The 24,792-nt window shown below is 66.4% G+C and carries 24 protein-coding genes; 13 read left to right on the top strand and 11 right to left on the bottom strand.

Annotated features, from left to right (window positions below; all coding sequences use genetic code 11):
* The first annotated feature begins 121 nt into the window (after nucleotides 1-121).
* Complete coding sequence (locus AC3WL8_RS02205) at nucleotides 122-781, top strand: response regulator (protein WP_011615962.1); 660 nt, start codon at nucleotides 122-124, stop codon at nucleotides 779-781.
* A 35-nt stretch (nucleotides 782-816) separates the two neighbouring features.
* On the opposite strand, the gene AC3WL8_RS02200 is transcribed toward AC3WL8_RS02205, so the two are convergent.
* Complete coding sequence (locus tag AC3WL8_RS02200; RefSeq protein ID WP_211980254.1) at nucleotides 817-2,631, bottom strand: hybrid sensor histidine kinase/response regulator; 1,815 nt, start codon at nucleotides 2,629-2,631, stop codon at nucleotides 817-819.
* Nucleotides 2,632-2,858: 227 nt separating this feature from the next.
* Between AC3WL8_RS02200 and AC3WL8_RS02195 the strand changes: the two genes are divergently transcribed.
* From AC3WL8_RS02195 to dut, 5 genes are all read left to right on the top strand, one after another.
* Nucleotides 2,859-3,854 carry a bifunctional riboflavin kinase/FAD synthetase gene (locus AC3WL8_RS02195; protein ID WP_211980255.1) on the top strand — a complete coding sequence of 332 codons (996 nt, stop codon included), beginning with the start codon at nucleotides 2,859-2,861 and terminating at the stop codon, nucleotides 3,852-3,854.
* Between the two features lie 126 nt (nucleotides 3,855-3,980).
* Nucleotides 3,981-6,875 (top strand): isoleucine--tRNA ligase, encoded by a 2,895-nt coding sequence (gene ileS, locus AC3WL8_RS02190; protein WP_013957879.1) that lies wholly within the window; start codon nucleotides 3,981-3,983, stop codon nucleotides 6,873-6,875.
* Nucleotides 6,875-7,405, top strand: coding sequence for a signal peptidase II (gene lspA, locus AC3WL8_RS02185; protein WP_013957880.1), 531 nt, complete (start codon nucleotides 6,875-6,877; stop codon nucleotides 7,403-7,405). Before ileS ends, lspA begins: the two co-directional genes overlap by 1 nt.
* 131 nt (nucleotides 7,406-7,536) lie before the next feature.
* Entirely contained in the window at nucleotides 7,537-8,739 is a 1,203-nt protein-coding gene (gene coaBC, locus AC3WL8_RS02180) for a bifunctional phosphopantothenoylcysteine decarboxylase/phosphopantothenate--cysteine ligase CoaBC (RefSeq protein ID WP_013957881.1), read from the top strand.
* Nucleotides 8,740-8,810: 71 nt separating this feature from the next.
* The gene (gene dut / locus AC3WL8_RS02175) at nucleotides 8,811-9,311 is read left to right on the top strand and encodes a dUTP diphosphatase (RefSeq protein ID WP_011615967.1); all 501 of its coding nucleotides are present in this window, start codon (nucleotides 8,811-8,813) and stop codon (nucleotides 9,309-9,311) included.
* Nucleotides 9,312-9,365: 54 nt separating this feature from the next.
* Here dut and AC3WL8_RS02170 read toward each other — a convergent pair whose 3' ends face one another.
* The 4 genes from AC3WL8_RS02170 to clpS form a co-directional block, all read right to left on the bottom strand.
* Nucleotides 9,366-10,214: a VOC family protein gene (locus AC3WL8_RS02170; protein ID WP_211980256.1), complete on the bottom strand. Its 849-nt coding sequence runs from the start codon at nucleotides 10,212-10,214 to the stop codon at nucleotides 9,366-9,368.
* Nucleotides 10,215-10,256: 42 nt separating this feature from the next.
* Nucleotides 10,257-11,264: a tripartite tricarboxylate transporter substrate binding protein gene (locus tag AC3WL8_RS02165; RefSeq protein WP_211980257.1), complete on the bottom strand. Its 1,008-nt coding sequence runs from the start codon at nucleotides 11,262-11,264 to the stop codon at nucleotides 10,257-10,259.
* Nucleotides 11,265-11,439: 175 nt separating this feature from the next.
* Nucleotides 11,440-13,734, bottom strand: a complete 2,295-nt coding sequence (clpA, locus tag AC3WL8_RS02160; RefSeq protein ID WP_013957884.1) for an ATP-dependent Clp protease ATP-binding subunit ClpA — start codon at nucleotides 13,732-13,734, stop codon at nucleotides 11,440-11,442.
* Complete coding sequence (gene clpS / locus AC3WL8_RS02155; RefSeq protein WP_010814998.1) at nucleotides 13,731-14,057, bottom strand: ATP-dependent Clp protease adapter ClpS; 327 nt, start codon at nucleotides 14,055-14,057, stop codon at nucleotides 13,731-13,733. Before clpS ends, clpA begins: the two co-directional genes overlap by 4 nt.
* A gap of 512 nt (nucleotides 14,058-14,569) precedes the next feature.
* On the opposite strand from clpS, the gene AC3WL8_RS02150 reads away from it, so the two are divergent.
* Nucleotides 14,570-14,776: a cold-shock protein gene (locus tag AC3WL8_RS02150; protein ID WP_010814999.1), complete on the top strand. Its 207-nt coding sequence runs from the start codon at nucleotides 14,570-14,572 to the stop codon at nucleotides 14,774-14,776.
* A 213-nt stretch (nucleotides 14,777-14,989) separates the two neighbouring features.
* On the opposite strand, the gene AC3WL8_RS02145 is transcribed toward AC3WL8_RS02150, so the two are convergent.
* Both AC3WL8_RS02145 and icd read right to left on the bottom strand, forming a co-directional pair.
* Complete coding sequence (locus tag AC3WL8_RS02145) at nucleotides 14,990-15,451, bottom strand: VOC family protein (RefSeq protein WP_013957885.1); 462 nt, start codon at nucleotides 15,449-15,451, stop codon at nucleotides 14,990-14,992.
* A 149-nt stretch (nucleotides 15,452-15,600) separates the two neighbouring features.
* Entirely contained in the window at nucleotides 15,601-16,851 is a 1,251-nt protein-coding gene (gene icd / locus AC3WL8_RS02140) for an NADP-dependent isocitrate dehydrogenase (protein WP_013957886.1), read from the bottom strand.
* A gap of 270 nt (nucleotides 16,852-17,121) precedes the next feature.
* On the opposite strand from icd, the gene AC3WL8_RS02135 reads away from it, so the two are divergent.
* The 3 genes from AC3WL8_RS02135 (at nucleotide 17,122) to AC3WL8_RS02125 (ending at nucleotide 18,731) form a co-directional block, all read left to right on the top strand.
* Nucleotides 17,122-17,802 (top strand): pseudouridine synthase, encoded by a 681-nt coding sequence (locus AC3WL8_RS02135; protein WP_492377806.1) that lies wholly within the window; start codon nucleotides 17,122-17,124, stop codon nucleotides 17,800-17,802.
* A gap of 84 nt (nucleotides 17,803-17,886) precedes the next feature.
* Nucleotides 17,887-18,081: a hypothetical protein gene (locus AC3WL8_RS02130; RefSeq protein WP_013957888.1), complete on the top strand. Its 195-nt coding sequence runs from the start codon at nucleotides 17,887-17,889 to the stop codon at nucleotides 18,079-18,081.
* 191 nt (nucleotides 18,082-18,272) lie between these two features.
* The gene (locus AC3WL8_RS02125) at nucleotides 18,273-18,731 is read left to right on the top strand and encodes a DUF192 domain-containing protein (RefSeq protein ID WP_041228459.1); all 459 of its coding nucleotides are present in this window, start codon (nucleotides 18,273-18,275) and stop codon (nucleotides 18,729-18,731) included.
* A 40-nt stretch (nucleotides 18,732-18,771) separates the two neighbouring features.
* Here AC3WL8_RS02125 and AC3WL8_RS02120 read toward each other — a convergent pair whose 3' ends face one another.
* A complete protein-coding gene (locus AC3WL8_RS02120) occupies nucleotides 18,772-19,257 on the bottom strand; it encodes a YajQ family cyclic di-GMP-binding protein (RefSeq protein WP_013957890.1) in 486 nt (161 codons plus the stop codon).
* Nucleotides 19,258-19,382: 125 nt separating this feature from the next.
* On the opposite strand from AC3WL8_RS02120, the gene murB reads away from it, so the two are divergent.
* Nucleotides 19,383-20,393: a UDP-N-acetylmuramate dehydrogenase gene (gene murB / locus AC3WL8_RS02115; protein WP_013957891.1), complete on the top strand. Its 1,011-nt coding sequence runs from the start codon at nucleotides 19,383-19,385 to the stop codon at nucleotides 20,391-20,393.
* A 33-nt stretch (nucleotides 20,394-20,426) separates the two neighbouring features.
* Here the strand turns inward: murB and ppnP are convergent, their stop codons facing one another.
* On the bottom strand, nucleotides 20,427-20,738 hold the full coding sequence (gene ppnP / locus AC3WL8_RS02110; RefSeq protein ID WP_010815007.1) for a pyrimidine/purine nucleoside phosphorylase: 312 nt from the start codon (nucleotides 20,736-20,738) through the stop codon (nucleotides 20,427-20,429).
* 85 nt (nucleotides 20,739-20,823) lie between these two features.
* The gene (gene argF / locus AC3WL8_RS02105; RefSeq protein ID WP_013957893.1) at nucleotides 20,824-21,747 is read right to left on the bottom strand and encodes an ornithine carbamoyltransferase; all 924 of its coding nucleotides are present in this window, start codon (nucleotides 21,745-21,747) and stop codon (nucleotides 20,824-20,826) included.
* Between the two features lie 438 nt (nucleotides 21,748-22,185).
* Between argF and AC3WL8_RS02100 the strand changes: the two genes are divergently transcribed.
* Nucleotides 22,186-22,485, top strand: a complete 300-nt coding sequence (locus tag AC3WL8_RS02100; protein WP_012353767.1) for a DUF3579 domain-containing protein — start codon at nucleotides 22,186-22,188, stop codon at nucleotides 22,483-22,485.
* 113 nt (nucleotides 22,486-22,598) lie between these two features.
* Here AC3WL8_RS02100 and rpsT read toward each other — a convergent pair whose 3' ends face one another.
* On the bottom strand, nucleotides 22,599-22,865 hold the full coding sequence (rpsT, locus tag AC3WL8_RS02095) for a 30S ribosomal protein S20 (protein WP_010815010.1): 267 nt from the start codon (nucleotides 22,863-22,865) through the stop codon (nucleotides 22,599-22,601).
* Between the two features lie 327 nt (nucleotides 22,866-23,192).
* On the opposite strand from rpsT, the gene murJ reads away from it, so the two are divergent.
* A complete protein-coding gene (murJ, locus tag AC3WL8_RS02090; protein WP_153953734.1) occupies nucleotides 23,193-24,743 on the top strand; it encodes a murein biosynthesis integral membrane protein MurJ in 1,551 nt (516 codons plus the stop codon).
* Nucleotides 24,744-24,792 lie beyond the last annotated feature (49 nt).

The following is a 24,792-nucleotide window of genomic DNA, read 5'->3' as shown; positions in this document are numbered from 1 at the left end:
GACGCTTCGCCCCCTCTGCTAGAGTGGGCGCTACGTCCACGCGCCAACCCTGTGCCTGACACAGTGCTCGCCAAGAGCTGGTGACAACAAGGACGAAACGGGAATTTGAACGGGAATTCGCATGTCGAACGCTGCACCGACGTTGTTGGTGGTCGATGATCATCCTATGGCTTTGTCAGGCACTACGGCTTTTCTCGCCGAAGTCATGCCGGATGTGGCTGTCCATGCCGCCGGCAGTGCCCGCGAAGCCCTGACAAGCCTGCAGCAGGGGTTGCGCCCCGATATCGTGCTGCTCGATATCTGGCTGAACGATGGCACGGGCTTCGACGCCATGCAGTCGTTCAAGACCGTCATTCCTGGCGCACGCTTCATCTTCATGTCCGCCGAGGCCACCCCCGAGATCGTCGGTCGCGCCCGCGCGCTGTCGGCCTGCGGCTTCGTCGGCAAGCACCTTGATGCCAATGCCTTCACCGCCGCGGTGCGCAAGGTGCTGGCAGGCGACACCTCCTTCCCCACCGATGAGGCCCTGAACGGCCGCGCGCAGTCGTTCGGGCCCGCCCACGGCATTCCGGTCACGCCGGCCGAACTCGGCCTGACGCCGCGCCAGGGCTCGGTGCTGGCGCTGGTGCTGGAAGGCCTGCCGAACAAGGTGATCGCGCGCCGCCTGGGGCTGACCGAGAACACCGTCAAGGAACACGTGTCGGCCATCCTGCAGCGCCTGGGCGTGCGCACGCGCATGCAGGTGATGTCGCGCATGGAGCGGTTCCGCCTGCGCCAGTAACGCAGGCCGGCACCCTTTGCCGTCCTCCCCCCGCCCTACGCCGGCCGCAGCCAGCGGCGCAGCAACAGCCGCAGCGAAGCCGGGTCCACCGGCTTGGGCAGCACGAAATACCCCGCCTCTTCCGCCGCCGCCAGCGCGGCGGATTTCAGGTCGCCGGTCAGCAGCGCGCTGCGCGCCTGCGGCTGCGTGTTCTGCCAGCGCTCGAGCAAATCCAGTCCGTTCTCGCTGCCGGGCAGGCGCAGGTCGCAGAAGATGATGTCCGGGCGCAGGCCCTTGGCAAACAGCTTGTCAGCCTCGGCGCCGTGCGCGGCGCAGGCCACGCGGATGCCCCAGGCCTCCATCAGCGCGATCCAGGCCTTGCGGATCTGGCTGTCGTCGTCGACCACCAGCACCGTGCCCTGCAGGCGGTCGGGCTTGGCCTCTTCTGCCTGTGCCATCGCGCGCATCTCGCGCACGCTGGCGACGGTCTCGGCCGGCACCGTCGCCAGCGCGAACCAGAACACCGAGCCCTTGCCCGGCACCGAGCGCACGCCATAGGTGCCGCGCATCAGGCGCACGCATTCCTTGAAGATGGCCAGCCCCAGGCCCAGGCCCTGCGACGGGTCGCGCTGCGGGTTATGGACCTGGTAGTACGGCGAAAAGATGTCGGGCAGGTGCTCCGGTGTCACGCCGGCGCCGGTATCCCAGACTTCCAGCCGCACACTCTTGCGGCGCTGGCGCGCGGTCACCAGCACGCCGCCGCGCTGGGTGTAGCGCAGCGCGTTCTGCACCAGGTTGAACAGGGCCCGGCGCAACAGCACCGGCTCGGCCATGGCGTACAGCTCGTCGGGCACGCGCGGGGTCAGGGTCAGGCCGCTTTCGCGCGCATCGGCGGCAAACTGGCTCATCACGTCGCGGATCAGCGCGCCCAGCTCGCATGGCTCCAGCGTCGGCAGCACCTTGCGCCCTTCCAGCTTGGACAGGTCCAGCAGCGAACGGAACAAGAGGTCGATGGTCTGGGTGCCCGCCGCCACCTGCTCCACCAGCGGATGCAGCGCCGACGACTGGTTGCGCGCGCGCAGCGCCTCCACCAGCATCACCAGCGCATGCACCGGCTGGCGCAGGTCGTGGCTGGCGGCAGCCAGGAAGCGCGACTTCTCCTCGCTGGCATGCAGCGCGCGCTCTTTTTCCTCCTGGAACTGCTTGGCCAGGCGGCGGCTGTCGCCCTCGAGCTGGATGGCGCGCACCAGCGTGACCTGCAGGTTGAAGGCATGGCGCGACAGCATCCCCCCGTAGATCACCAGCAGTCCCTGCACATAGGCGCCATGGCCGGGGAAGGCGAATTCCGCCATCAGGATGTTGGGCACCAGGATCGGCACGCCGGCATAGACCAGGTTCGACGGCACCGGCGCCTGCGACACCGCGCCGCCAGCCAGTACCCCAAGGGTCAGCAGGTACAGCACGCTTGAGAACACCGCCGAGCCTGTATACAAATGCAGCAGTGCCGAGCTGCCCCAGGTCACGCCGGTCAGGAAGGCAACCGCGCGCATATTGTTCCACCACTTGCGCGTGTGCGCGGAACGGCTCATCGAGGCATGGTCGCGCTGGTAGCCGACGTAGAACCACAGGCCGCCGGCCGTCAGCAGCAGCATCACCGCGCACCAGCCGAGCAAGGCCGAGTGGCTCACGTCGTTCCAGAATCCCAGTGTGGTCAGCGCGGGCAGCAGCACCGAGGCCACGATTGCCGTAGGCGAGTTCTTGTGCACGATGGCCATCAGCTTGGCGCGCGTCTCGACGTCGAGCTGGGCGGTCGCCTGAGGCAGGACTCGGGGCAGGAGCCGGGAAAAGAACCGGTTGGGCAGCGCTTTCAAGTGTGGCTGGCTTGGAATGGGCGGATATCGGGGGCAGCAGGTGCCAGGGCCGAAGTGGAGCCGAAGTGGGCCATATCATGCCGCCTTTTGCGGCATCGCGCCATGCCGCGAGGGCCGGTTGCGGCACAAAAACAGCAGCGCGGCACCGGCCGCGGGCGGCGGGAGCGGCAAGCGGACCCATTCGCCTTATAATGCTCGCTTTACCTGAAACGTTTCCCGCCGTCCCCGTGAAAGTCTTCCGCGGCCTGCCCAACGCCGAAAGCCGGGCGCCCTGCGCGCTCACCATCGGCAATTTCGACGGTGTGCATCGCGGCCACCAGTCGCTGCTCGCGCGTGCGCGCGCAGCGGCCGACGCACGCGGCCTGCCGCTGTGCGTGATGACCTTCGAGCCGCATCCGCGCGAGTTCTTCACCCCGGACAAGGCCCCCACCCGCATCGCGCTGCTGCGCGACAAGCTGGAAAGCCTGCGCCGCAACGGCGTGGACCGGGTGGTGGTGGAACACTTCAACGCCCACTTTGCCGCCCAGTCGCCGCAGGCGTTCGTCGAGAACGTGCTGTGGCATGGCCTGCACGCGCGCTGGGTGCTGGTCGGCGACGACTTCCGCTTCGGCGCCAAGCGCGCCGGCGACTTTACCTACCTGCAGGAAGCCGGGCGTCGCTACGGCTTCGATGTCGAGCAGATGGGCTCGGTGTCCGAAGGCGGCATCCGCATCTCCAGCTCGGCGGTGCGCCAGGCGCTGGCTGACGGCGACCTGGAGCATGCCCGGCGCCTGCTTGGCCACGGCTATGCCATCAGCGGCCACGTGATCCACGGCCGCAAGCTGGGCCGCGACCTGGGCTTCCCGACGCTGAACCTGCGCATCTCGCACAAGCGGCCGGCAGTCAGCGGCATCTTCGTGGTGCAGGTGCATGGCATCGCCGACCAGCCCTTGCCGGGCGTGGCCAGCATCGGCGTGCGCCCCACCATCGAGGACGCCGGCCGGGTGCTGCTGGAAGTTCACCTGTTCGATTTCAAAGAGAACCTGTACGGCAAGCTGGTGCGGGTTGAATTCATGAAGAAGCTGCGCGACGAAGCGCGCTTCGACAACCTGGACCAGCTCACCGCCGCCATCGCCAAGGACAGCGCCGATGCGCGCGCCTTCTTCGGCCTGACCGCCCCGGGCGCGGCCGAAGGCAGCGGCGGGCGCGACTTCGCCACCTCCGCCACCGACCGAATTAGGTAGCGGCCGGCGCCTGCCCGCATGCCAGTGGCGCGGGCCCGGCACGCACGCCGCCTGCCCCAGTCTTTCCGCGCGCCCGCCGGCCTGCCGCCGCCCGCGCGCCCAACCCGAATTGCCCTGAGAATCGAAATGTCTGACGACAAACGCGCCAAGCCCGAGAAAAGCAAGTATCCGGTCAACCTGCTCGACACGCCCTTCCCGATGCGTGGCGACCTGCCCAAGCGCGAGCCGCAGTGGGTCAAGCAGTGGCAGGACAAGCAGCTCTACAAGAAGATCCGCGCGGCGCGCAAGGGCGCGAAGAAGTTCGTGCTGCATGACGGCCCGCCGTATGCCAACGGCGACATCCATATCGGCCACGCCGTCAACAAGGTGCTCAAGGACATGATCATCAAGGCGCGCGGCCTGACCGGGCTGGACGCCGTCTACGTGCCGGGCTGGGACTGCCACGGCATGCCGATCGAGATCCAGATCGAGAAGAAGTTCGGCAAGGGCCTGCCGGTGCAGGAGGTCCAGGCCAAGGCGCGCGCCTACGCCACCGAGCAGATCAAGCGCCAGATGGTGGATTTCGAGCGCCTGGGCGTGCTGGGCGATTGGGACCACCCCTACCTGACCATGAACTACAGCAACGAGGCGGATGAACTGCGCGCACTCGGCAAGATCATGGAGAAGGGCTATGTGTTCCGCGGCCTGAAGCCGGTGAACTGGTGCTTCGACTGCGGCTCGGCGCTGGCCGAGGCCGAGGTCGAATACAAGGACAAGGTCGACCTGTCGATCGACGTGGGCTTCCCGTTCGCGCAAGCCGACAAGCTGGCGCACGCGTTCAAGGTGCCGTTCGAGCAGCTCGACGGCAAGCCCGGCTGGATCGTGATCTGGACCACCACGCCGTGGACCATCCCGAGCAACCAGGCGCTGAACGTGCACCCGGAAGTGGAATACGCGCTGGTCGAGACCCCGCGCGGCTACCTGATCCTGGCCACCGAGCGCGTCGAGGAGCAGCTGAAGGTCTACGGCCTGGAAGGCAAGGTCGTGGCCACCACCACCGGCGCGGCACTGTCGGAAATCCGCTTCCACCACCCGCTGGCGAAGATGGACGCGGGCTATGACCGCCTGTCGCCGGTCTACCTGGGCGACTACGTCACCACCGACACCGGCTCGGGCATCGTGCACTCGGCGCCGGCCTACGGCGTGGAAGACTTCCAGTCGTGCAAGGCGCACGGCATGGCCGATTCGGACATCATCAGCCCGGTGATGGGCAACGGCGTCTATGCCGGCACGCTGCCGCTCTTTGGCGGGCTGTCGATCTGGGACGCCAACCCGAAGATCGTCGAGGTGCTGCAGGCCTCGGGCAACCTGTTCAATTCGCACAAGTACACCCACAGCTACATGCACTGCTGGCGCCACAAGACGCCGATCATCTACCGCGCCACCTCGCAGTGGTTCGCGGGCATGGACGTGGACCCGGCCGACGAGAACGGCAAGACCGGCCCCACCCTGCGCGAGACCGCGCTGGCCGGCATCGACGCCACCGAGTTCTTCCCGGCCTGGGGCAAGCAGCGCCTGCACAACATGATCGCCAACCGGCCGGACTGGACGCTGTCGCGCCAGCGCCAGTGGGGCGTGCCGATGGCCTTCTTCCTGCACAAGGAAACCGGTGCGCTGCACCCGCGCACGCCGCAGCTGCTGGAAGAAGTGGCAAAACGCGTCGAACAGCACGGTATCGAGGCCTGGCAGACGCTGGATCCGAAGGAGCTGCTCGGCGACGAGGCCAGCCAGTACGAAAAGAATCGCGACACGCTGGACGTCTGGTTCGATTCCGGCACCACGCACTGGACCGTGGTCCGCGGCTCGCACCGCGACGACTTGTACGATCCGTCAGCCGATACGCCCGATGGCCGCCTCGCCGACCTGTACCTGGAAGGCTCGGACCAGCACCGCGGCTGGTTCCATTCGTCGCTGCTGACGGCGTCGATGCTGTACGGCAAGCCGCCCTACAAGGCGCTGCTGACGCACGGCTTCACCGTCGACGGCGAGGGCCGCAAGATGTCCAAGTCGGTCGGCAACACCGTGGCGCCGCAGGACATCACCAACAAGATGGGCGCCGAGATCATCCGCCTGTGGGTGGCCTCGACCGACTACTCCGGCGAGCTGTCGATCTCGGACGAGATCCTCAAGCGCGTGGTGGAAAGCTACCGCCGCATCCGCAACACGCTGCGCTTCCTGCTGTCCAACCTGTCCGACTACGACCACGCCAGGCATGCGCTGCCGGCGTCGGAATGGCTGGAGATCGACCGCTACGCCGTGGCGCTGACCGCGCAACTGCAGCAGGAAGTGCTGTCGCACTACGAGTCGTATGAATTCCACCCGGTGGCGTCCAAGCTGCAGACGTTCTGCTCCGAGGACCTGGGCGGCTTCTACCTCGATGTGCTGAAGGACCGCCTGTACACCACCGCGCCGGACTCCAAGGCCCGCCGCGCGGCGCAGAACGCGCTGTACCACATCACCCAGGCGATGCTGCACTGGATGGCGCCGTTCCTGTCGTTCACCGCCGAGGAAGCGTGGCAGATCTTCGCCCACGGCACCGAGCACACCGACACCATCTTCACCAGCACCTACTACGCGGTGCCGGAAGTCGACGACGGCGCCGACGACCTGCTGCAGAAGTGGCACACGCTGCGCGAAGTGCGCGCCGAGGTCACCAAGCAGCTGGAAGCGGTGCGCGTGGAAGGCGAGATCGGCTCGTCGCTGCAGGCCGAGCTGACCATCCAGGCCGGCGGCCCCGTGCTGGACGCGCTGCAGAGCCTGGGCGACGACCTGCGCTTCGTGCTGCTGACCTCTTCGGCCAAGGTAACGCACGCGCCCGAGGCCGGCGACCTGCTGGTCACGGTGACCCCGTCGGCCCATGCCAAGTGCGAGCGCTGCTGGCACTACCGCGCCGATGTCGGCCACAACCCGGACCATCCGACCCTCTGCGGGCGCTGCGACAGCAACCTGTTCGGCGCCGGTGAACACAGGAGCCATGCCTGATGGCATCGACCACGTCCCGTTCCGCCCGCCCGGCACGCCGCAACAACAAGGCCGCCGGCAGCACCACCCCGCTGCTGTGGATGGCCTTCGCGCTGCTGGTGGTAGTGCTCGACCAGTTCTTCAAGATCGTCATTGTGCGCACCTTCACCTATGGTGAATCGCGCCCGGTGACCAGCTTCTTCAACCTGGTGCTGGTCTACAACAAGGGCGCGGCGTTCAGCTTCCTGGCCGATGCCGGCGGCTGGCAGCGCTGGTTCTTCACCGGTCTTGGCCTCGTGGTGGGCGCGTTCATCGTCTGGCTGCTGTACCGCCATACCGGCCAGCGCATGTTCTGCTTCGCGGTGTCGCTGATCCTGGGCGGCGCGGTCGGCAACGTGATCGACCGCGTGGTCTACGGGCACGTGGTCGATTTCCTGGACTTCTATGTGCGCAACTACCACTGGCCTGCCTTCAACGTGGCCGACTGCGCGATCACGGTCGGCGCGGTACTGCTGATCGTGGACGAGCTGCGGCGGGTGCGGCGCCACTGAGCGCCGCCAGACCACAGCAGGTGATGCCAGGGCCGCGAATGCGGCCCTGATGCCATCCGGTGCCGCTGCCGGCAGCAGCGAGCACGCTCAGCCGGTATCATGCCGTTTCCCACCCTTTGACGAGCCTTACCATGGATTTGCGCGGCAAGCACATCGTTCTCGGCCTGACCGGCGGCATCGCCTGCTACAAGTCGGCCGAACTGGTCCGCCTGCTGACCAAGGCCGGCGCCACCGTGCAGGTGGCCATGACCGAGGCGGCGACGCATTTCATCACGCCGGTGACGATGCAGGCCTTGTCCGGCCGGCCGGTCTTCCTGTCGCAGTGGGATGCCCGCATCGACAACAACATGGCGCACATCGACCTGTCGCGCGAGGCCGATGCCATCGTCATCGCCCCGGCCTCGACCGATTTCATGGCGCGCCTGGCCAACGGTCTGTGCGACGACCTGCTCAGCACCCTGTGCATCGCGCGCGACTGCCCGCTGCTGGTGGCGCCGGCGATGAACCGCCAGATGTGGGCTGCCCCCGCCACCCAGCGCAACGCCGCGCAGCTGCGCGCCGACGGCGTGATGATCCTGGGCCCTGGCAGCGGCGACCAGGCCTGCGGCGAGGTCGGCGACGGCCGCATGCTGGAACCCGAAGAGCTGCTCGACGACATCATCGCCTTCTTCCAGCCCAAGCCGCTGCAGGGCAAGCGCGTGCTGATCACCGCCGGCCCGACCTTCGAGGCGATCGACCCGGTGCGCGGCATCACCAACCTGTCGTCCGGCAAGATGGGCTTCTCGATCGCGCGCGCGGCGCGCGAGGCCGGAGCCGAGGTGCTGCTGGTGGCCGGCCCCACCGGCCTGCCCACCCCGCGCGGCGTGGTCCGGACCGACGTGCGCAGCGCGCAGCAGATGCATGACGCGGTGATCGCGCAGCTGCACGGCGTGGATGTCTTTGTCGCCGTGGCCGCGGTGGCGGACTGGCGCCCGGCTGAAGTCGCACAGCAGAAGCTGAAGAAGGCCAACGATACCGACACCCCCACGCTGCAGTTCGTGCAGAACCCCGACATCCTGGCCTCGGTCGCGGCGCGGGCTGACGCACCCTACTGCGTCGGCTTCGCCGCCGAGAGCGAGAACCTGGAGCAGTACGGCGAGCAGAAACGCCAGCGCAAGGGCGTGCCGCTGCTGGTCGGCAATATCGGCCACCATACCTTCGGCCTGGACGACAACGAGATCGTGCTGTTCGACGCCGCCGGCATGACGCGGCTGCCGCGCGCCGACAAGCTGTCGCTGGCGCGCCAGCTGGTGGCGGCGATCGGCCAGCGCCTGCCCGGGCGCGCACGGCCCTGATGGCGCGCGCGCGTCCGGTATCATGCGCGGCTGCCACCTATTCCGTTGAACCGATTTTCCCCAGGATTCCCATGACCCAGCCACTGAACCCGACCGTCGAAATCAAGGTGCTCGATGCGCGCCTGAATGAATGGGGCCTGCCCGCCTACCAGAGCGAAATGGCCGCCGCCATCGACCTGCATGCCTGCGTCGACGCCCCGGTATCGATCGCGCCGGGCACGCCCGCGCAACTGGTGCCGGCCGGCATCGCCGTGCACATGGGCAACCCGTACATGGCCGCGACCATCGTGCCGCGCTCGGGCCTGGGCCACAAGAAGGGCCTGGTGCTGGGCAATTCGATCGGCGTGATCGATGCCGACTACCAGGGCCAGATCATGGTCAGCGTGTGGAACCGCAATGCGCCCGGCACCGAGCCGATCGTGATCCAGCCGGGCGAGCGCATCGCGCAGATGATGTTCGTGCCGGTGCTGCGGCCGGTGTTTTCGACAGTGGCAGAATTCAGCGAAGATAGCGAACGCGGCGCGGGCGGCTTTGGCTCGACCGGCGTACATCACGCCAAGGCCAGCGCCTGACGCAGCCTAAGGCCGCACAAGACACTGGCGCCCCGCGGGGCGCCAGTTTGCATTTCAGCCCTGCTGCTCGAACAGCAGCGCCACGCCGCTGGCGGCATCCGCCAGCACCAGGGTCTCGCGCGGGCCCAGATCGTGGGTCGGCACACCCTGTTCGCGCCACCCGGCACGCGCCGCCGCCAGGTCATTGGTGCGCAGGCGGATCGCCGCGTAGCCCGGCCCCTCGCGCCGGATATGCGCGGTGCCGGTGGCCGAAGCCAGCGCCTGCGGCGTGCTGACCACCAGCGTGGCATCGTCCAGCGCCAGGCTGCAGACATGTTCGCTCAGCTGCGTCAGCTCGCCGCCGGTCAGCTCCGCGTAGGCGCGCGCGGCGGCGTCCACCAGCGCGGGCGCCACCACCAGGAACATGGTGGCGATGCTCTGCGCGCCGTTGGCATGGCGGGTCCATTCGGGCCGCCACAGCAGTTCGGGCGTACGGTGCTCGCAAACGAAGTAGCGCGCGCCCGGCGCATCGTCGAGCGCGGTCACGCGAAAGGTGGCCGGATGCTCGCTGCCGTCATCCAGCCGCACCGGACGCGAGAACTCGATCGGGTCCGAGGTGTGCCAGCCTGCCGCGCGCAGCCGTGCCGCGGTGGCAAAGGCATCGGCGCTCTTGCACGACATCGCCGCGCAGCCGCCGCCGTGCGCCTGCGCATCCCAGTAGTACTGGCGGCTGGGGCTGGGCGCGGTCACGTGCAGCAGCTCAACGTAGTCCCGCCGCAGCATGATGCAGTGGTTCTGCGAGCCAAGCGTGTGGTAGCCGCGCGGCGTCAGCGTAAAGCCGAGCCGGCGCCAGGCCTGGGCCCCGGCATCGAGGTCTGGGCACACCACCACGGCGTGGTCGAACATTTCCGCTTGCGTTACCATCGGCGTCCTCTCGGTTTCACGGCGCACCGGCGCCGGACATCGTCATTCGAACTGGATATTGGCCTTGTGCGCCACGGCCTGCCATTTGTCATGCTCGCGGCGCACCAGGTTGCCGAGGTCGGCCGGGCTGCCGCCCACGATCTCGAAGCCCTGCGCAGCCAGCGCATCGACCACGCGCGGCTGGCGCAATGATTCGACCAGCGCGTCGTGGATGCGCGTGACCGTGGATGCCGGCAGGCCGGCCGGGCCGAACACGCCGATCCAGGAGTAGGCCTCGAAGCCCTTGAGCCCCTGCTCGGCCACCGTCGGCACCTGCGGCAGCTGGCGCAGCCGGCTGGTGCCGGTCACGCCCAGCACCTTGATGGTGCGGGCGGCGACGTGCGCCTGCACCGCGGCATAGCTGCTGAAGAAGATATCGACCTCGTTGGACAGCACCGCCTGCACGGCCGGGCCGCCGCCCTTGTAGGGCACATGCAGCATGCGCACGCCGGCTTCGGTCGCCAGCGCCTCGGCCGCCAGCTGGTTCAGGCTGCCGATGCCGGACGAGGCATAGCGCACGCCGTCGGGCCTGGCCTTGGCCAGCGCCACCAGTTCGCGCACATTGGCCACCGGCAGCGCGGGATTGGCGGCAATCACCAGCGGAAAGCGCACCAGCTGCGAAATTGGCGAGAAATCGCGGAAGGTGTCGTAGGGCAGCTGCTTGTAGGCGAAAGGGTTGATGGCGTGGGTGTCGAAGGCCATCAACAGAGTGGTGCCGTCCGGCTTCGCGCGCGCCACGGTGCTCGATGCGATCAGGCCGCCGGCACCCGGCTTGTTGTCGACCACCACGGTCTGCCCCAGCGCCGCCTTCAGCCCGGGCTGCAGCTGCCGGGCCACGATGTCGACGCTCCCGCCAGGCGGGAACGGCAGCACCAGCGCGATCGGGCGGTTGCCCGCCGGCGGTTCGGCGCCGGTGGCGGCAGCGGCGTGAAGCATCGGGACGGGCATGGCGCCCAGCGGCAGGATCTTGAGCAGCAGGCGGCGGCGCCGCGTGCGTTCGGCAGAGGACATCAGGGTTTTCAGGCTGGATTCCTGGCCGGTTGCGCGGCCAGCCGCGGCCGCAAACTCGTGCCCCGACGGGCATGGCCGGCGGCCGCCGGGACAAAAGAAAAGGGGCGGCATGACTGCCACCCCCGTATTTTGCCCGATGACCGGCCACGTTGCAGGCAACGCGGCCGATAACCGCTCAGGCTTCGGCGCGCTGTTCCTCGGGCGCCTCGGGCGGTTCCGGCTCGATCTCGGAGAAATCGAGCTTGATCTGGTCCTGCTCGTCCAGGTCCACCACCACCTTGCCGCCCGAAACCAGCCGGCCGAACAGCAGCTCGTCGGCCAGGGCCTTGCGGATCATGTCCTGGATCAGGCGCTGCATCGGGCGCGCGCCCATCAGCGGATCGAACCCCTTGTGCGCCAGGAACTTGCGCAGCTTCTCGGTAAAGCTGGCCTCCACCTTCTTCTCGTGCAGCTGCTCTTCCAGCTGCATCAGGAACTTGTCGACCACGCGCAGGATGATCTCCTCATCCAGCGACCGGAAGCTGATCATGGCATCCAGGCGGTTACGGAATTCCGGCGTGAACATGCGCTTGATGTCGGCCATCTCGTCGCCCTGCTCGCGCGAGCTGGTGAAGCCGATGGAGGCGCGGTTCATGGTCTCCGCCCCCGCGTTGGTGGTCATGATGATGATCACGTTGCGGAAGTCGGCGCGCCGGCCGTTGTTGTCGGTCAGCGAACCATGGTCCATCACCTGCAGCAGGATATTGAAGATATCCGGGTGCGCCTTCTCGATTTCGTCCAGCAGCAGCACGCAGTGCGGCTTCTTGGTGACAGCCTCGGTCAGCAGGCCGCCCTGGTCAAAGCCGACGTATCCCGGCGGCGCGCCGATAAGGCGGCTCACCGCGTGGCGTTCCATGTACTCGGACATGTCAAAGCGCAGCAGCTCGATGCCCATGATGAAGGCGAGTTGCTTGGCGACCTCGGTCTTGCCCACGCCCGTGGGGCCGGAGAACAGGAACGACCCGATCGGCTTGTCGGTCTTGCCCAGGCCGGCGCGCGACATCTTGATCGCCGAGGCCAGTGCCTCGATCGCCGGGTCCTGGCCGAACACCACCGACTTCAGGTCGCGGTCCAGCGTCTGCAGCTTGCTGCGGTCGTCCTGGTTCACGCTCTGCGGCGGGATGCGCGCAATGCGCGAGACGATGTCTTCGATCTCGCCCTTGCCGATGGTCTTCTTCTGCTTGGACTTCGGCAGGATGCGCTGCGCCGCGCCGGCTTCGTCGATCACGTCGATCGCCTTGTCGGGCAGGTGGCGGTCGGTAATGAAGCGGGCCGACAGCTCCGCTGCCGCAGTCAGCGCCGAGGCCGCGTACTTGACGCCATGGTGCTCCTCGAAGCGCGACTTCAGGCCGCGCAGGATCTGCACGGTCTGGTCCACCGAAGGTTCGACCACGTCGATCTTCTGGAAGCGCCGCGACAGCGCCGCGTCCTTCTCGAAGATGCCGCGATATTCCGTGAAGGTGGTCGCGCCGATGCACTTGAGCTGGCCCGACGACAGCGCCGGCTTGAGCAGGTTGCTGGCGTCCAGCGTCCCGCCCGAGGCAGCGCCCGCGCCGATCAGCGTGTGGATCTCGTCGATGAACAGGATCGCGTTCGGATTGTCCTTGAGCGACTTCAGCACGCCCTTCAGGCGTTGTTCGAAGTCACCACGGTACTTAGTGCCGGCCAGCAGCGCTCCCATGTCGAGCGAGTAGACGGTGGCCTTTTCCAGGATGTCCGGCACCTCGTTCTTGGTGATGCGCCACGCCAGGCCCTCGGCGATCGCGGTCTTGCCGACGCCGGCCTCGCCGACCAGCAGCGGGTTGTTCTTACGCCGGCGGCACAGCACCTGGACCACGCGCTCGACTTCGCTCTCGCGGCCGATCAGCGGGTCGATCTTGCCGGCCTTGGCCAGCGTGTTCAGGTTCTGGGTGTATTGCTCGAGCGGGCTTTCCTTGCCGTCGCCGCCCTCGCCTTCGCCGGCGGCATCGCCATGCTTGGCGGGCTCGGACTGGTCCTTGCGGATGCCATGGCTGATGAAATTGACCACGTCCAGGCGCGTTACGCCCTGCTGCTGCAGGTAATAGACCGCGTGCGAATCCTTCTCGCCGAATATCGCGACCAGCACGTTGGCACCCGTCACTTCCTTCTTGCCGTTGGAAGTGGACTGGACGTGCATGATCGCGCGCTGGATCACGCGCTGGAAACCGAGCGTGGGCTGGGTATCGACCTCGTCGGTACCCGGCACCACCGGCGTGTTATCCGCGATGAAGTTCTTCAGGCTGGTGCGCAGGTCTTCTATATTGGCCGCGCAGGCGCGCAAGACTTCCGCTGCCGTGGGATTGTCGAGCAATGCCAGCAGCAGGTGCTCCACGGTAATGAACTCGTGGCGTGCCTGCCTGGCTTCGACAAACGCCATATGCAGGCTCACTTCCAATTCTTGCGCAATCATGCTTCCTCCATCACGCACTGCAGGGGATGCCCCGCCTGCCGCGCGTGCGTTGACACCAGCTCGACCTTGGTCGCTGCAATATCCCTGGTGTAGATACCGCAGACGCCCTTTCCTTCCCGGTGCACGGTGAGCATGATCTGCGTCGCCGTTTCCCGGTCCCTGCTGAAATACTGCTGCAGGATCATCACTACAAACTCCATCGGAGTGTAGTCGTCATTAAGCAGCACCACCTTGAACATGGCGGGCGGTTTAAGCGCCTGCTCTTTCCGCTCCAGGATGGTGCCCGCTTCGCGTTGTGGAACATTCGCAAGCCGTGTAGCCATGGCTTTATTCTAACCCTTACTCGCAACTCTGCAATTTGGGGAAAAGGCGCCGGATTCAAGAGCCGGGTCACCTGTTTCCGGTGGTGGAAGGACGCGGGATTTCACGCGGGAGGCATTGCAAGGCACGTGGCCGGCGCGGCGGGACTGCATCCACGGCAGCCCTGGCGTATGCCGCCAAGGTACCACCAGGTGCCGTCCGATTCCCGCCACACCCTGCTGGCAGTGGGGAATCCGCCAACTTGACAGTATCCGGCTTTGCCAGAAGAATCGTTCGCACACCTGCCGACGGCCAACGAGCCAAAGCAACAGCCGAGGCAGGTGATCCGTGAGCAGGGAGGCCACGGCCGCCGCGGCGGCGAGTCAGCATCGAGACTGTCCGCCACGCGATTGCACCTCGCCGCGCGTCATCGCCTGCCGCACCTCAGGACGCGGCAGGTCATGGCGCCGCAGTCCGTGCCGTCTGGCCGGCAAGGCTTCCCCGCTTTGAAATCTGCTATTTCGTGGGGGAGTATATGGCAAGCGGTATCGTCAAATGGTTCAATGACGCCAAGGGCTTCGGGTTCATCAAGCCGGACGAGGGCGAAGAAGAACTGTTTGCGCACTTTTCGGCTATCCAGATGTCCGGCTTCAAGACGCTGAAGGAAGGTCAACGCGTCTCGTTCGAGGTGGTCCAGGGCCCCAAGGGCAAGCAAGCCACCAATATCCAGGACGCCAGCTAAAGCGCGCCGCGACCGCATCCCGGCCGCAGAGCCGCGGAGCGGTCAACCAGGGTGTGGGGGGGCTCCCCCGGGACGGGATCGATGCCAGCTCCCCGCCTTGCCGCCACGGCGGCGCGGCGGGTGCCGGCTCGGATCAGCTGCACGCACCACATCCGACGGAAAGCCCGGCCTCGCGCCGGGCTTTCTGCTTTTTGGGCCCCAGGGTCCGGGCCATCAGGCCCAGCCGTCGATCTTCAGCCCGCTGGCCTGCTCGGCCTCTTCCCTGGTGACCTTGCGTACAGTCTGGCCAAAGGTCCAGACATGTCCCTCCGTGTCCCGGGCCGTGTAGGTCCGGTCGCCGTAGAACTCGTCCTGCGGCTCGCGCAGGATCACGGCCCCGGCGGCGCGCGCGTGCTCGCAATGCTGGTCCAGCCCTTCCTGCAGATGCACGTGCAGGGTCTGGGTATTCTTGCCTCCGATCGAGGCCGGGCTGGCGGTAAAGTCCGCCCACTCGCTGCCCACCATCAGGTAGCTGTCGCCGAAACGCATTTCAGAATGCACCAGCTGGTCCTGCTGGTCGCGGATCACCATGACCCGCTCAAAGCCGAAGGCGCGCTCCAGCCAGTCCAGGGCCGCCAGCGGGTCCTTGTAGAAGAGGGCCGCACCGAACGCGGTGCGGCGGAAGGGATCGTCCATGCCTGTCTCCTCGGGCCGCCAGGCCCGTCAGTCCAACCCCTGACGTTCTAGGCAACACTGGCGCCCGGGGCAAGAAAAAAACCCCGGCGCCGACCAGGCGGCACCGGGGTTTTCCTTGGCAGGTCGCCCGCTGCAGCGGGAGTCCGTGCTTACATATTGTCGATCATCACCTGGCCAAAGCCCGAGCACGACACCTGCGTCGCGCCTTCCAGCAGGCGGGCGAAGTCGTACGTCACCTTCTTGGACAGGATCGACTTCTCCATCGACGAGATGATCAGGTCCGCGGCTTCGGTCCAGCCCATGTGGCGCAGCATCATTTCGGCCGACAGGATTTCAGAGCCCGGGTTGACGTAGTCCTTGCCGGCGTACTTCGGCGCGGTGCCGTGGGTGGCCTCGAACATGGCGACCGAGTCAGACATATTGGCGCCCGGGGCAATGCCGATGCCGCCGACCTGCGCGGCCAGCGCGTCGGAGACATAGTCGCCGTTCAGGTTCAGCGTGGCGATCACCGAGTATTCGGCCGGACGCAGCAGGATCTGCTGCAGGAAGGCGTCGGCAATGGCGTCCTTGACCACGATGTCCTTGCCGGTCTTCGGGTTCTTGAACTTGCACCACGGGCCGCCGTCGACCAGCTCGGCGCCGAATTCCTTTTGCGCCAGCTCGTAGCCCCAGTCACGGAAGCCACCTTCGGTGAACTTCATGATGTTGCCCTTGTGCACCAGCGTCACCGACGGCTTGTCGTTGTCGATGGCGTACTGGATCGCCTTGCGCACCAGGCGCTCGGTGCCCTCGCGCGAGACCGGCTTGATGCCGATGCCCGAGGTCGCCGGGAAGCGGATCTTCTTCACGCCCATCTCGTTCTGCAGGAAGGCGATCAGCTTCTTGGCCTGGTCGCTCTCGGCCGCCCATTCGATGCCGGCGTAGATGTCCTCCGAGTTCTCGCGGAAGATCACCATATCGGTCTTTTCCGGCTCACGCACCGGCGAGGGCACGCCCTTGAAGTAGCGCACCGGGCGCAGGCAGACGTACAGGTCCAGCTGCTGGCGCAGCGCCACGTTCAGCGAGCGGATGCCGCCGCCCACCGGCGTGGTCAGCGGGCCCTTGATCGAGACCACATAGTCCTTGAGCACCTCCAGGGTTTCGTCCGGCAGCCACACGTCCGGGCCGTAGACCTTGGTCGACTTCTCGCCGGCGTAGATCTCCATCCAGGCGATCTTGCGCTTGCCGCCATAGGCCTTGGCCACGGCCGCGTCGACCACCTTGATCATCACCGGAGTGATATCGAGGCCCGTACCGTCGCCTTCGATATAAGGAATGATCGGATTGTCCGGGACATTCAGCGAAAAATCCTGGTTGACCGTGATCTTTTCGCCGGCCGGAACCTTGATATGTTGGTACATGACGTCTCCAGTACGGAACGGTTGTGACTGCCGCCGGTTCGTGGCCGGTCGGCGAGATTCGGGGAGAGGGCGCTGACGCATTGTAGCGGGCCTTACCGCACACCCGTGCTGCATTGCATCACCCTGGCGCCACCCTGCGCTGCCTTCAGTCTTATATAAGACACAAGACTAATTTCGTATTATGCAGCAATTTTTCATCATCCGCCAATCGGGCCGGACCCCAGATCCTCTCCCCCGCCCCTGCGCGCCACTGCGGCATACTTGCGCCCCATGACCCTGATTGCCCTGAACAAGCCGTTTGGCACCATGAGCCAGTTCTCGGAACACCCGACGCGCCCGACGCTGGCCGCGTGCGTGAGCATGCCCGGCGTCTACCCGGCCGGGCGGCTCGATGCCGACAGCGAGGGCTTGCTGCTGCTGACCGACGACGGCGCGCTGCAGGCCCGCATCGCCGACCCGCGCCATAAGCTGGAGAAGACCTACCTGGCACAGGTCGAAGGCATTCCCGATGCCGCCGCGCTGGCCCGGCTGCGCGCCGGGGTAGACCTGGGCGACTTCGTCACGCAGCCGGCCAGGGTACGCGCGATCGAGGCGCCCGACTGGCTGTGGCCGCGCCAGCCGCCGGTGCGCTTTCGCGCAGCGATCCCGACCGCGTGGCTGGAACTGAAGATCCGCGAGGGCAAGAACCGGCAGGTGCGCCGCATGACCGCCGCGGTCGGCTTTCCCACGTTGCGGCTGGTGCGGGTCGGGATCGGCCCGCTTGACCTGCGCGCCCTGGGGCTGGCGCCCGGCGAAAGCTGCGAGGTGTTCGCCGCCCAACTGGGACTGGCGGCCGTTGCTCGGCATGCCCGGCCGGATCTGGCGCGGCGGCCCGATGTATCGAAAGCCAGGACGGATGACACCAAGCGCCGCTCTCGTTACAAAAAAAAACAAATCGCGGGTCAACCCTGACGGCAACGGCCTCGTTCTTGTCGGGGACACGTCCTATCGCGCGTCATCATTTCCGACTTTTCTTATCCTTCGAGGTAATACGCCATGAAAAAACTGATCGCTGCTCTGGTTGTTGGCCTGTTCGCCACCGGCGCCTTCGCCCAGGCTTCGGCACCTGCTGCTGCCGACACTGCAGCGCCCGCGGCCACCAAGGAAGCCCCGAAGGCCGCCAAGAAGAAGACCACCACCAAGAAGCACAGCAAGAAGAAGGCCGCCGCGTCGGCCCCGGCTGCCCAGTAATTGCTGGCGCCCTCCCTGCCCCGTGCGTGCGCGAGGCAGGAAAGAAATGGCAGGCTGCCGCCAGGCGCCTGCCTTTTTTATTGCCGGTATAGGATTGTCGAGGTGCGGCGTACCGTCGGCCGCACATCAGCATGCCGCGTGTGCGCTATGCTTGCGGCTGCCGCGGCCCGCGCCATTTCAGACTGAACACCATGTCCTTCCTGTCCAAGACGCTGTTGTCACAATGCTCCTCCCTTGCCGGCCTGCTCGCGCTGAGCGCCGGGATCGCGCACGCGCAGGCCGCGCTGCCGATGGTGCCGCTCACTGCGGGCATGTTTGCGATCCAGGCGGAGGTTGCCGCCACGCCGGCGGCACGCGAGCAGGGACTGATGTACCGCACGACCATGGCCCCCAACGCCGGCATGCTGTTCGTGTTCGAGCAGAAGGCGGGCCACTGCTTCTGGATGCGCAATACCGAGCTGCCGCTGTCAATCGCCTTCCTGGCCGATGACGGCACCATCGTGAATATCGAGGACATGGCGCCGCGCACGGAGAGCAACCATTGCCCGAAGGCGGCGATCCGCTATGCGCTGGAAATGAACAAGGGATGGTTCACGCAGAAAGGCATCAAGGCCGGCGCGAAAATCGGCGGACTGCCGCAGCCTCGCTGAGGGCGGCAGCGCCAGGGGGCGCCGGCGCGGAGGGCAAGGGTCAGTCGCGGAAGTTGTTGAAGTCCAGCGGCGCCTCGGACACATCCTTGCGCAGCATCGCCATCACGCTCTGCAGGTCGTCGCGCTTGGCGCCCGACACGCGCACCGCGTCGCCCTGGATGCTGGCCTGCACCTTGATCTTGCTGTCCTTGATGATGCGCACGATCTTCTTGGACAGGTCGCCGGTCACGCCCTTCTTGATCGTGATCACCTGCTTGACCTTGTCGCCGCTGATCTTGTCGATCTTGCCGTAGTCCAGGAAGCGCACGTCCACGTTGCGCTTGGCCATCTTGTTGATCAGCACATCCTTGACCTGGCTCAGCTTGAAATCATCGTCGGCAAAGGCAGTCAGTTCATTTTCCTTCTGCTCGACCCGGGCGTCCGAGCCCTTGAAATCGAAGCGCGTCGAGATTTCCTTGTTAGCCTGCTCGACGGCATTCTTCACCTCGACCATGTTCGCTTCGCACACTACATCAAACGACGGCATTGCATTCTCCTTGTGATCCGTATGCCCGGAAGCCGGCCGCGCGCGGCGCCTTCCGTATAATCCAGCCTACCTCGCAGTTCCGGGTCGCTTGCCTACCAGCGGCGGCCGCGTCACCTTTTCCTTGCATGGCAGATTTCCACGAATTCTATCCCCTGCGTCGCCACAATACATTCGGATTCGACGCGCGCGCGCGCTTTGCGGTGCATGTGCGCAGCGAAGCCGACCTGACCGCGGCACTGGCCGACCCGCGTGCCGACGGCCTGCCACTGGTGGTCCTGGGCGGCGGCAGCAATGTGGTGCTGACGGGCGACCTGGACGCGCTGGTGCTGCTGATGGAAATACCCGGCTACCAGCCGGAGGAGACTGGCGATGCCTGGCTGGTCACCGCCGGCGCCGGCGAGAACTGGAACGGACTGGTCAACCGCACTATCGCCGACGGCATGCCCGGGCTCGAAAACCTGGCGCTGATCCCCGGCACCGCGGGCGCGGCGCCGATCCAGAACATTGGCGCCTACGGGGTGGAGCTGCGCGAGCGCTTCGAAGGCGTGCGCGCCTATGATCGCCACACCGGCGCATTCGTCTGGCTGGACCTGCGGGCGTGCGGCTTCGGCTACCGCGACAGCCTGTTCAAGCGCGCCGGCGCCGGCCGCTACATCATCACGGCGGTGACGCTGAGCCTGCCCAAGGCGTGGCAACCGGTGCTGTCGTACGGGGAGCTGGCCCGCGAACTCGATGGCCGGGCTGCGCCCGATGCGGCCACGATTCGCGACGCCGTGGTCGCGATCCGCTCGCGCAAGCTGCCCGACCCGGCGCAAGTCGGCAATGCCGGCAGCTTCTTCAAGAACCCGCTGGTCAGCGCGGCACAGCGCGACGCGCTGTTGCAGGCCAATCCGGACCTGGTCAGCTACGCGCAGCCGGACGGCAGCTACAAGCTGGCCGCCGGCTGGCTGATCGACCGCTGTGGTTTCAAGGGCGTCAGCGACGGCCCGGTGGGCGTCTATGGCAAGCAGGCGCTGGTGCTGGTGCACCACGGCGGCGGCACCGGCGCGATGCTGCTGGCGCTGGCCAACCGCATCGCCGATGCGGTGCAGGCACGCTTTGGCGTGCGCATCGAACCGGAACCGGTGGTGCTGTAAAGCAGGCGGGCCAGGACTGACCCGCCGCGCCTGTCACGCGAAGTGGCAGACGTAGTCCAGCGTTTCCTGCACCTCGATATCGAAGCTGCTGTTGCCCGGCACGCTGAACTGCTGGCCCGCGCCGTAGGTCTGCCAGTCTTCCGAACCGGCCAGGCGCACGCGGCAGGTGCCGGCATTGATTTCCATGATCTCGGGCGCGCCGGTGTTGAAGGTCAGCGCGGCCGGGAAGATCACGCCCAGCGTCTTGCGGGTGCCGTCCGGGAACAGCACGGTATGGCTGACGCACTTGCCGTCAAAGTACAGGTTGGCTTTCTTGACGACCGACACGTTGTCGAACTGGCTCACTTCCATCTCCTTGGGTTTCTGTCCGAAAGACGTAAAAAGAGGGGCCATCGCGGCCCCTCCCCTGTTCACTCCGCGCCGCGCTGGTTCAGTAGCGGCCGCAGAGCAGGTATTCCATCAGCGCCTTCTGCACGTGCAGGCGGTTCTCGGCCTCTTCCCAGACCACGCTCTTGGGGCCGTCGATCACGGCGGCCTCGACTTCCTCGCCGCGGTGCGCCGGCAGGCAGTGCATGAAGAGCGCGTCGGACTCGGCGCGGTCCATCATCGGGGTCGTGACCATCCAGTCCTTGAAAGCGCGCTTGCGGGCGTCGTTCTCGGCCTCGAAGCCCATGCTGGTCCAGACATCGGTGGTGACCAAGCTGGCGCCCTGGCAGGCCGTGAGCGGATCGTCGAAGACCTTGACCAGGCCGGCGGCAGACGCCGGCACCATGGCCGGATCGAGCTGGTAGCCCGGCGGCGCCGAGAAATGGAAGGAGAAGCCCAGACGCTCGGCGGCCTGGATCCAGGTGTAGGCCATGTTGTTGGCATCGCCGATCCACGCCACGGTCTTGCCGCGGATGCTGCCGCGCTGCTCGATGTAGGTGAAGACGTCGGCCAGCACCTGGCACGGGTGGTATTCGTTGGTCAGGCCGTTGATCACCGGCACGCGCGAATGCGCGGCAAAGCGCTCGATGATGTCCTGGCCGAAGGTGCGGATCATGATGATATCGACCATGCGCGAGATCACCTGCGCCGCATCCTCGATCGGCTCGCCGCGGCCCAGCTGCGAGTCGCGCGTGTTCAGGAACACCGCGTGGCCGCCCAGCTGGTGGATGCCGGCTTCGAACGACAGGCGCGTACGCGTGGAATTCTTCTCGAAGATCATGGCCAGCGTGCGGTCGTGCAGCGGGTGCCAGGTCTCGTAGTTCTTGAACTTGGCCTTCAGGATCCGCGCGCGATCCAGCAGGTACTCATACTCGTCGGGAGTGAAGTCGCTGAACTGGAGGTAATGCTTGATCGGGGTTGAGCTCATAAAACAAAGAAGGCGGCTCGGTGGGGACGCGCCGTCACGAAGTGTTCATGACTCAAGCGCGCCGCGGAGCCGCCTTTCGCGTCGCATACGCAATTTAACTGCAAGAATCATAAGGGATTATTTCTGCTTTGGCGAGTCCGGGACAACCCGGCACGAACTCGCGCCCTGCCCCGGCGCGGTGCCGCTGACAGGTTCCCGACAGGATTTCGCCCTTATGCGCAACTCTTATATAAGATATAATACCCGCTGATTCACGCGGGGCCCGGCACACCCATGCCGCTGCCCGCCGCCGGCATCAAAAGTGCCCCCGCAAGACACCGACGCCCCGCCTTCCGGCTGGAACCAGCGCGAACCAAACGCGCCCCGGCCGCGTCAAACGGGCGCCCGTCCAGCGGGTTTACCGTCGAGTCATCCGCCTCACCCGCAGTGTCCAGCCTCATGAACCCCAACGTTCGCGAATACTTTATCCAAGGCATTACCAAGGAAGGCAAGACCTTCCGCCCGAGCGACTGGGCCGAACGGCTGTGCGGCGTGATGGCGCAGTTCCGCCCCGAGGGCGACAGCGGCGACCCGCGCCTGACCTACTCCCCTTACGTGCGGCCGATCTTCGCCGGCAACGTCAAATGCGTGGTGGTGGACGTGCGGCTGCGCGATATTGAACCGAAGGCGCTGGATTTCGTGCTGAATTTTGCGCGCGACAACAACCTGCAGCTGGTTGAAGCCTGTTCGCTGGAATAAGCCTGCCGGCCTGGCGCCGGAAAGCAAAAAAGCTCGTCGGATGACGAGCTTTTTTGTTGGCGGATGCCTGGGCACCCGCCTCTGCTGGACCGCCGGGGCGGCCCGGGCAGTGATCAGGCAGCCATCGACTTGATGGCGGCCGACAGGCGCGACTTGTGACGTGCAGCCTTGTTCTTGTGCACGATCTTCTTGTCGGCGATGCTGTCGATCACGGCTTGCGAGTTCTTGAAGATCTCGGCGGCAGCGGCCTTGTCGCCAGCGTCGATGGCCTTGCGGACGGCCTTGACGGCGGTGCGCAGGCGCGAACGCAGGCTGGAGTTGTGAGCGTTCTGGGCAACGGCCTGGCGGGCGCGCTTGCGAGCTTGTGCGGAATTTGCCATGTAAAAATATCCTGAATTCAGATGCGTGCCGCGGGGGACACAACAATTAAGTCATATCGAGCGACCCGGGATGCACTGACACACGAATCCGGAACGCAACTGTCCTTGTGAATCGGCAATTATACACAGATGCCGGCACACAAAGCAACACGACGGACACTTTGCCAGCTCGGGCCGGGCGGGCGCCGGGCCGATCCGTATAATAAGCGCCACATTGTGCCGGGGCACGTGGCGCGCCGGCAACTTTATCGCCCGGACCGCGTCTCAGAGGCGTCCCCGGCATGCGGTGCGCCCGCACCGATCCACCGTCCCGCACCGACCCGCACCTTGAACCTGCTCAAAGCGCTCGCCACCATCAGCAGCCTGACGATGCTCTCGCGCATCACCGGCCTCGTGCGCGAGATCCTGATCGCCCGCGCCTTTGGCGCGTCGGAGATGACCGACGCGTTCAACGTGGCCTTCCGCATTCCCAACCTGCTGCGCCGCATTTTCGGCGAAGGCGCGTTCTCGCAGGCCTTCGTGCCGATCCTGGGCGAATACCACGCCAAGCGCGGCGACGAGCCGACCAAGGCACTGATCGACGCCGTCGCCACGGTCATGACCTGGGTGCTGATGGGCGTGTCACTGCTTGGCGTGATCGGGGCGCCGCTCGTGATGACCGCGGTCGCCACCGGCTTCCGCGGGCAAAGCGAGACCTATACCGCGGCCGTGTTCATGACGCGGGTGATGTTCCCGTATATCGGCCTGATCTCGCTGGTGGCGCTGGCGTCCGGCATCCTCAATACCTGGCGCAAGTTCGCGGTGCCGGCCTTCACGCCGGTGTTGCTGAACCTGTGCCTGATCATCGCGGCCCTGTTCGTCGGCCCGCACATGGACCAGCCGATCTACGCGCAGGCGTGGGGCGTGCTGGTTGGCGGCGTGCTGCAACTGGCGATCCAGGTGCCGGCGCTGCGGCGCCTGGGCGTGATGCCGCGGCTGAGCTTCAACCTGCGCGCGGCGTGGTCCGATCCCGGCGTGCGCCGCATCCTGCGGCAGATGGGGCCGGCGCTGCTGGCCGTGTCGGTGGCGCAGATCAGCCAGATCATCAATACCAATATCGCCTCGCGGCTGGCCGCGGGCAGCGTCTCCTACCTGACCTATGCCGACCGGCTGATGGAGTTCCCGACCGCGCTGCTGGGCGTGGCGTTGGGGACGATCCTGCTGCCGAGCCTGTCCAAGGCCAACGCCTCGGGCGACCATGCCGAGTACTCGAGCCTGCTCGACTGGGGCCTGCGCCTGACCTTCCTGCTGGCGGTGCCCTGCGCGGTAGGGCTGTTCGTGTTCGGCGCGCCGTTGACCGCCGTGCTGTTCAACTACGGCAAGTTCGACGCCCACGCGGTCGAGATGACGCGCCAGGCGCTGGTCTCGTACGGCGTCGGCCTGATGGGGCTGATTTCGATCAAGATCCTGGCGCCTGGCTTCTATGCGCGCCAGGATATCCGCACGCCGGTGAAGATCGCGCTGCTGGTGCTGGTGATCACGCAGGCCTGCAACTATGCGTTCGTGCCGTGGATCAGCCATGCCGGGCTGGCGCTGTCGATCAGTGCCGGCGCCACCATCAACGCGCTGCTGCTGTTCTTCGGCCTGCGCCGGCGCGGCCTGTACCGGCCGGCGCCGGGCTGGTGGCTGTTCCTGGCGCAGTTGGGCGCCTCGGTGCTGCTGCTGTCCGGCATGCTGCTCTGGTTCGCGCGCAACTTCGACTGGATCGGGCTGGGCGCGACGCCGCTTCTGCGCATCGCGCTGCTGGCTTCGTGCCTGGTACTTGCAGCGGTGGTCTACTTCGGTACACTGTGGCTCATGGGACTGCGCTACTCTGCCTTCAGGCGCCGCGCCGGCTGATGGGCCAGCGAATCTGCCAACGCATGGGCCACCTAATGAGCCGGCAATG

It is taken from the genome of Cupriavidus sp. FW305-F7 (genome assembly GCF_058782875.1).
The sequence above is the reverse complement of the archived record's forward strand: the minus strand, read 5'-3'. Positions and strand labels throughout refer to the sequence as shown.

Bases quoted from the DNA above. Each gene is read 5' to 3' on its own strand.
- AC3WL8_RS02205 (WP_011615962.1), top strand. From the start codon at position 122: ATGTCGAACGCTGCACCGACGTTGTTGGTGGTCGATGATCATCCTATG.
- ileS (WP_013957879.1), top strand. From the start codon at position 3,981: ATGTCTGACGACAAACGCGCCAAGCCCGAGAAAAGCAAGTATCCGGTC.
- lspA (WP_013957880.1), top strand. From the start codon at position 6,875: ATGGCATCGACCACGTCCCGTTCCGCCCGCCCGGCACGCCGCAACAAC.
- coaBC (WP_013957881.1), top strand. From the start codon at position 7,537: ATGGATTTGCGCGGCAAGCACATCGTTCTCGGCCTGACCGGCGGCATC.
- dut (WP_011615967.1), top strand. From the start codon at position 8,811: ATGACCCAGCCACTGAACCCGACCGTCGAAATCAAGGTGCTCGATGCG.
- AC3WL8_RS02170 (WP_211980256.1), bottom strand. From the start codon at position 10,214: ATGGTAACGCAAGCGGAAATGTTCGACCACGCCGTGGTGGTGTGCCCA.
- AC3WL8_RS02165 (WP_211980257.1), bottom strand. From the start codon at position 11,264: ATGTCCTCTGCCGAACGCACGCGGCGCCGCCGCCTGCTGCTCAAGATC.
- clpA (WP_013957884.1), bottom strand. From the start codon at position 13,734: ATGATTGCGCAAGAATTGGAAGTGAGCCTGCATATGGCGTTTGTCGAA.
- clpS (WP_010814998.1), bottom strand. From the start codon at position 14,057: ATGGCTACACGGCTTGCGAATGTTCCACAACGCGAAGCGGGCACCATC.
- AC3WL8_RS02150 (WP_010814999.1), top strand. From the start codon at position 14,570: ATGGCAAGCGGTATCGTCAAATGGTTCAATGACGCCAAGGGCTTCGGG.
- AC3WL8_RS02145 (WP_013957885.1), bottom strand. From the start codon at position 15,451: ATGGACGATCCCTTCCGCCGCACCGCGTTCGGTGCGGCCCTCTTCTAC.
- icd (WP_013957886.1), bottom strand. From the start codon at position 16,851: ATGTACCAACATATCAAGGTTCCGGCCGGCGAAAAGATCACGGTCAAC.
- AC3WL8_RS02135 (WP_492377806.1), top strand. From the start codon at position 17,122: ATGACCCTGATTGCCCTGAACAAGCCGTTTGGCACCATGAGCCAGTTC.
- AC3WL8_RS02130 (WP_013957888.1), top strand. From the start codon at position 17,887: ATGAAAAAACTGATCGCTGCTCTGGTTGTTGGCCTGTTCGCCACCGGC.
- AC3WL8_RS02125 (WP_041228459.1), top strand. From the start codon at position 18,273: ATGTCCTTCCTGTCCAAGACGCTGTTGTCACAATGCTCCTCCCTTGCC.
- AC3WL8_RS02120 (WP_013957890.1), bottom strand. From the start codon at position 19,257: ATGCCGTCGTTTGATGTAGTGTGCGAAGCGAACATGGTCGAGGTGAAG.
- murB (WP_013957891.1), top strand. From the start codon at position 19,383: ATGGCAGATTTCCACGAATTCTATCCCCTGCGTCGCCACAATACATTC.
- argF (WP_013957893.1), bottom strand. From the start codon at position 21,747: ATGAGCTCAACCCCGATCAAGCATTACCTCCAGTTCAGCGACTTCACT.
- AC3WL8_RS02100 (WP_012353767.1), top strand. From the start codon at position 22,186: ATGAACCCCAACGTTCGCGAATACTTTATCCAAGGCATTACCAAGGAA.
- rpsT (WP_010815010.1), bottom strand. From the start codon at position 22,865: ATGGCAAATTCCGCACAAGCTCGCAAGCGCGCCCGCCAGGCCGTTGCC.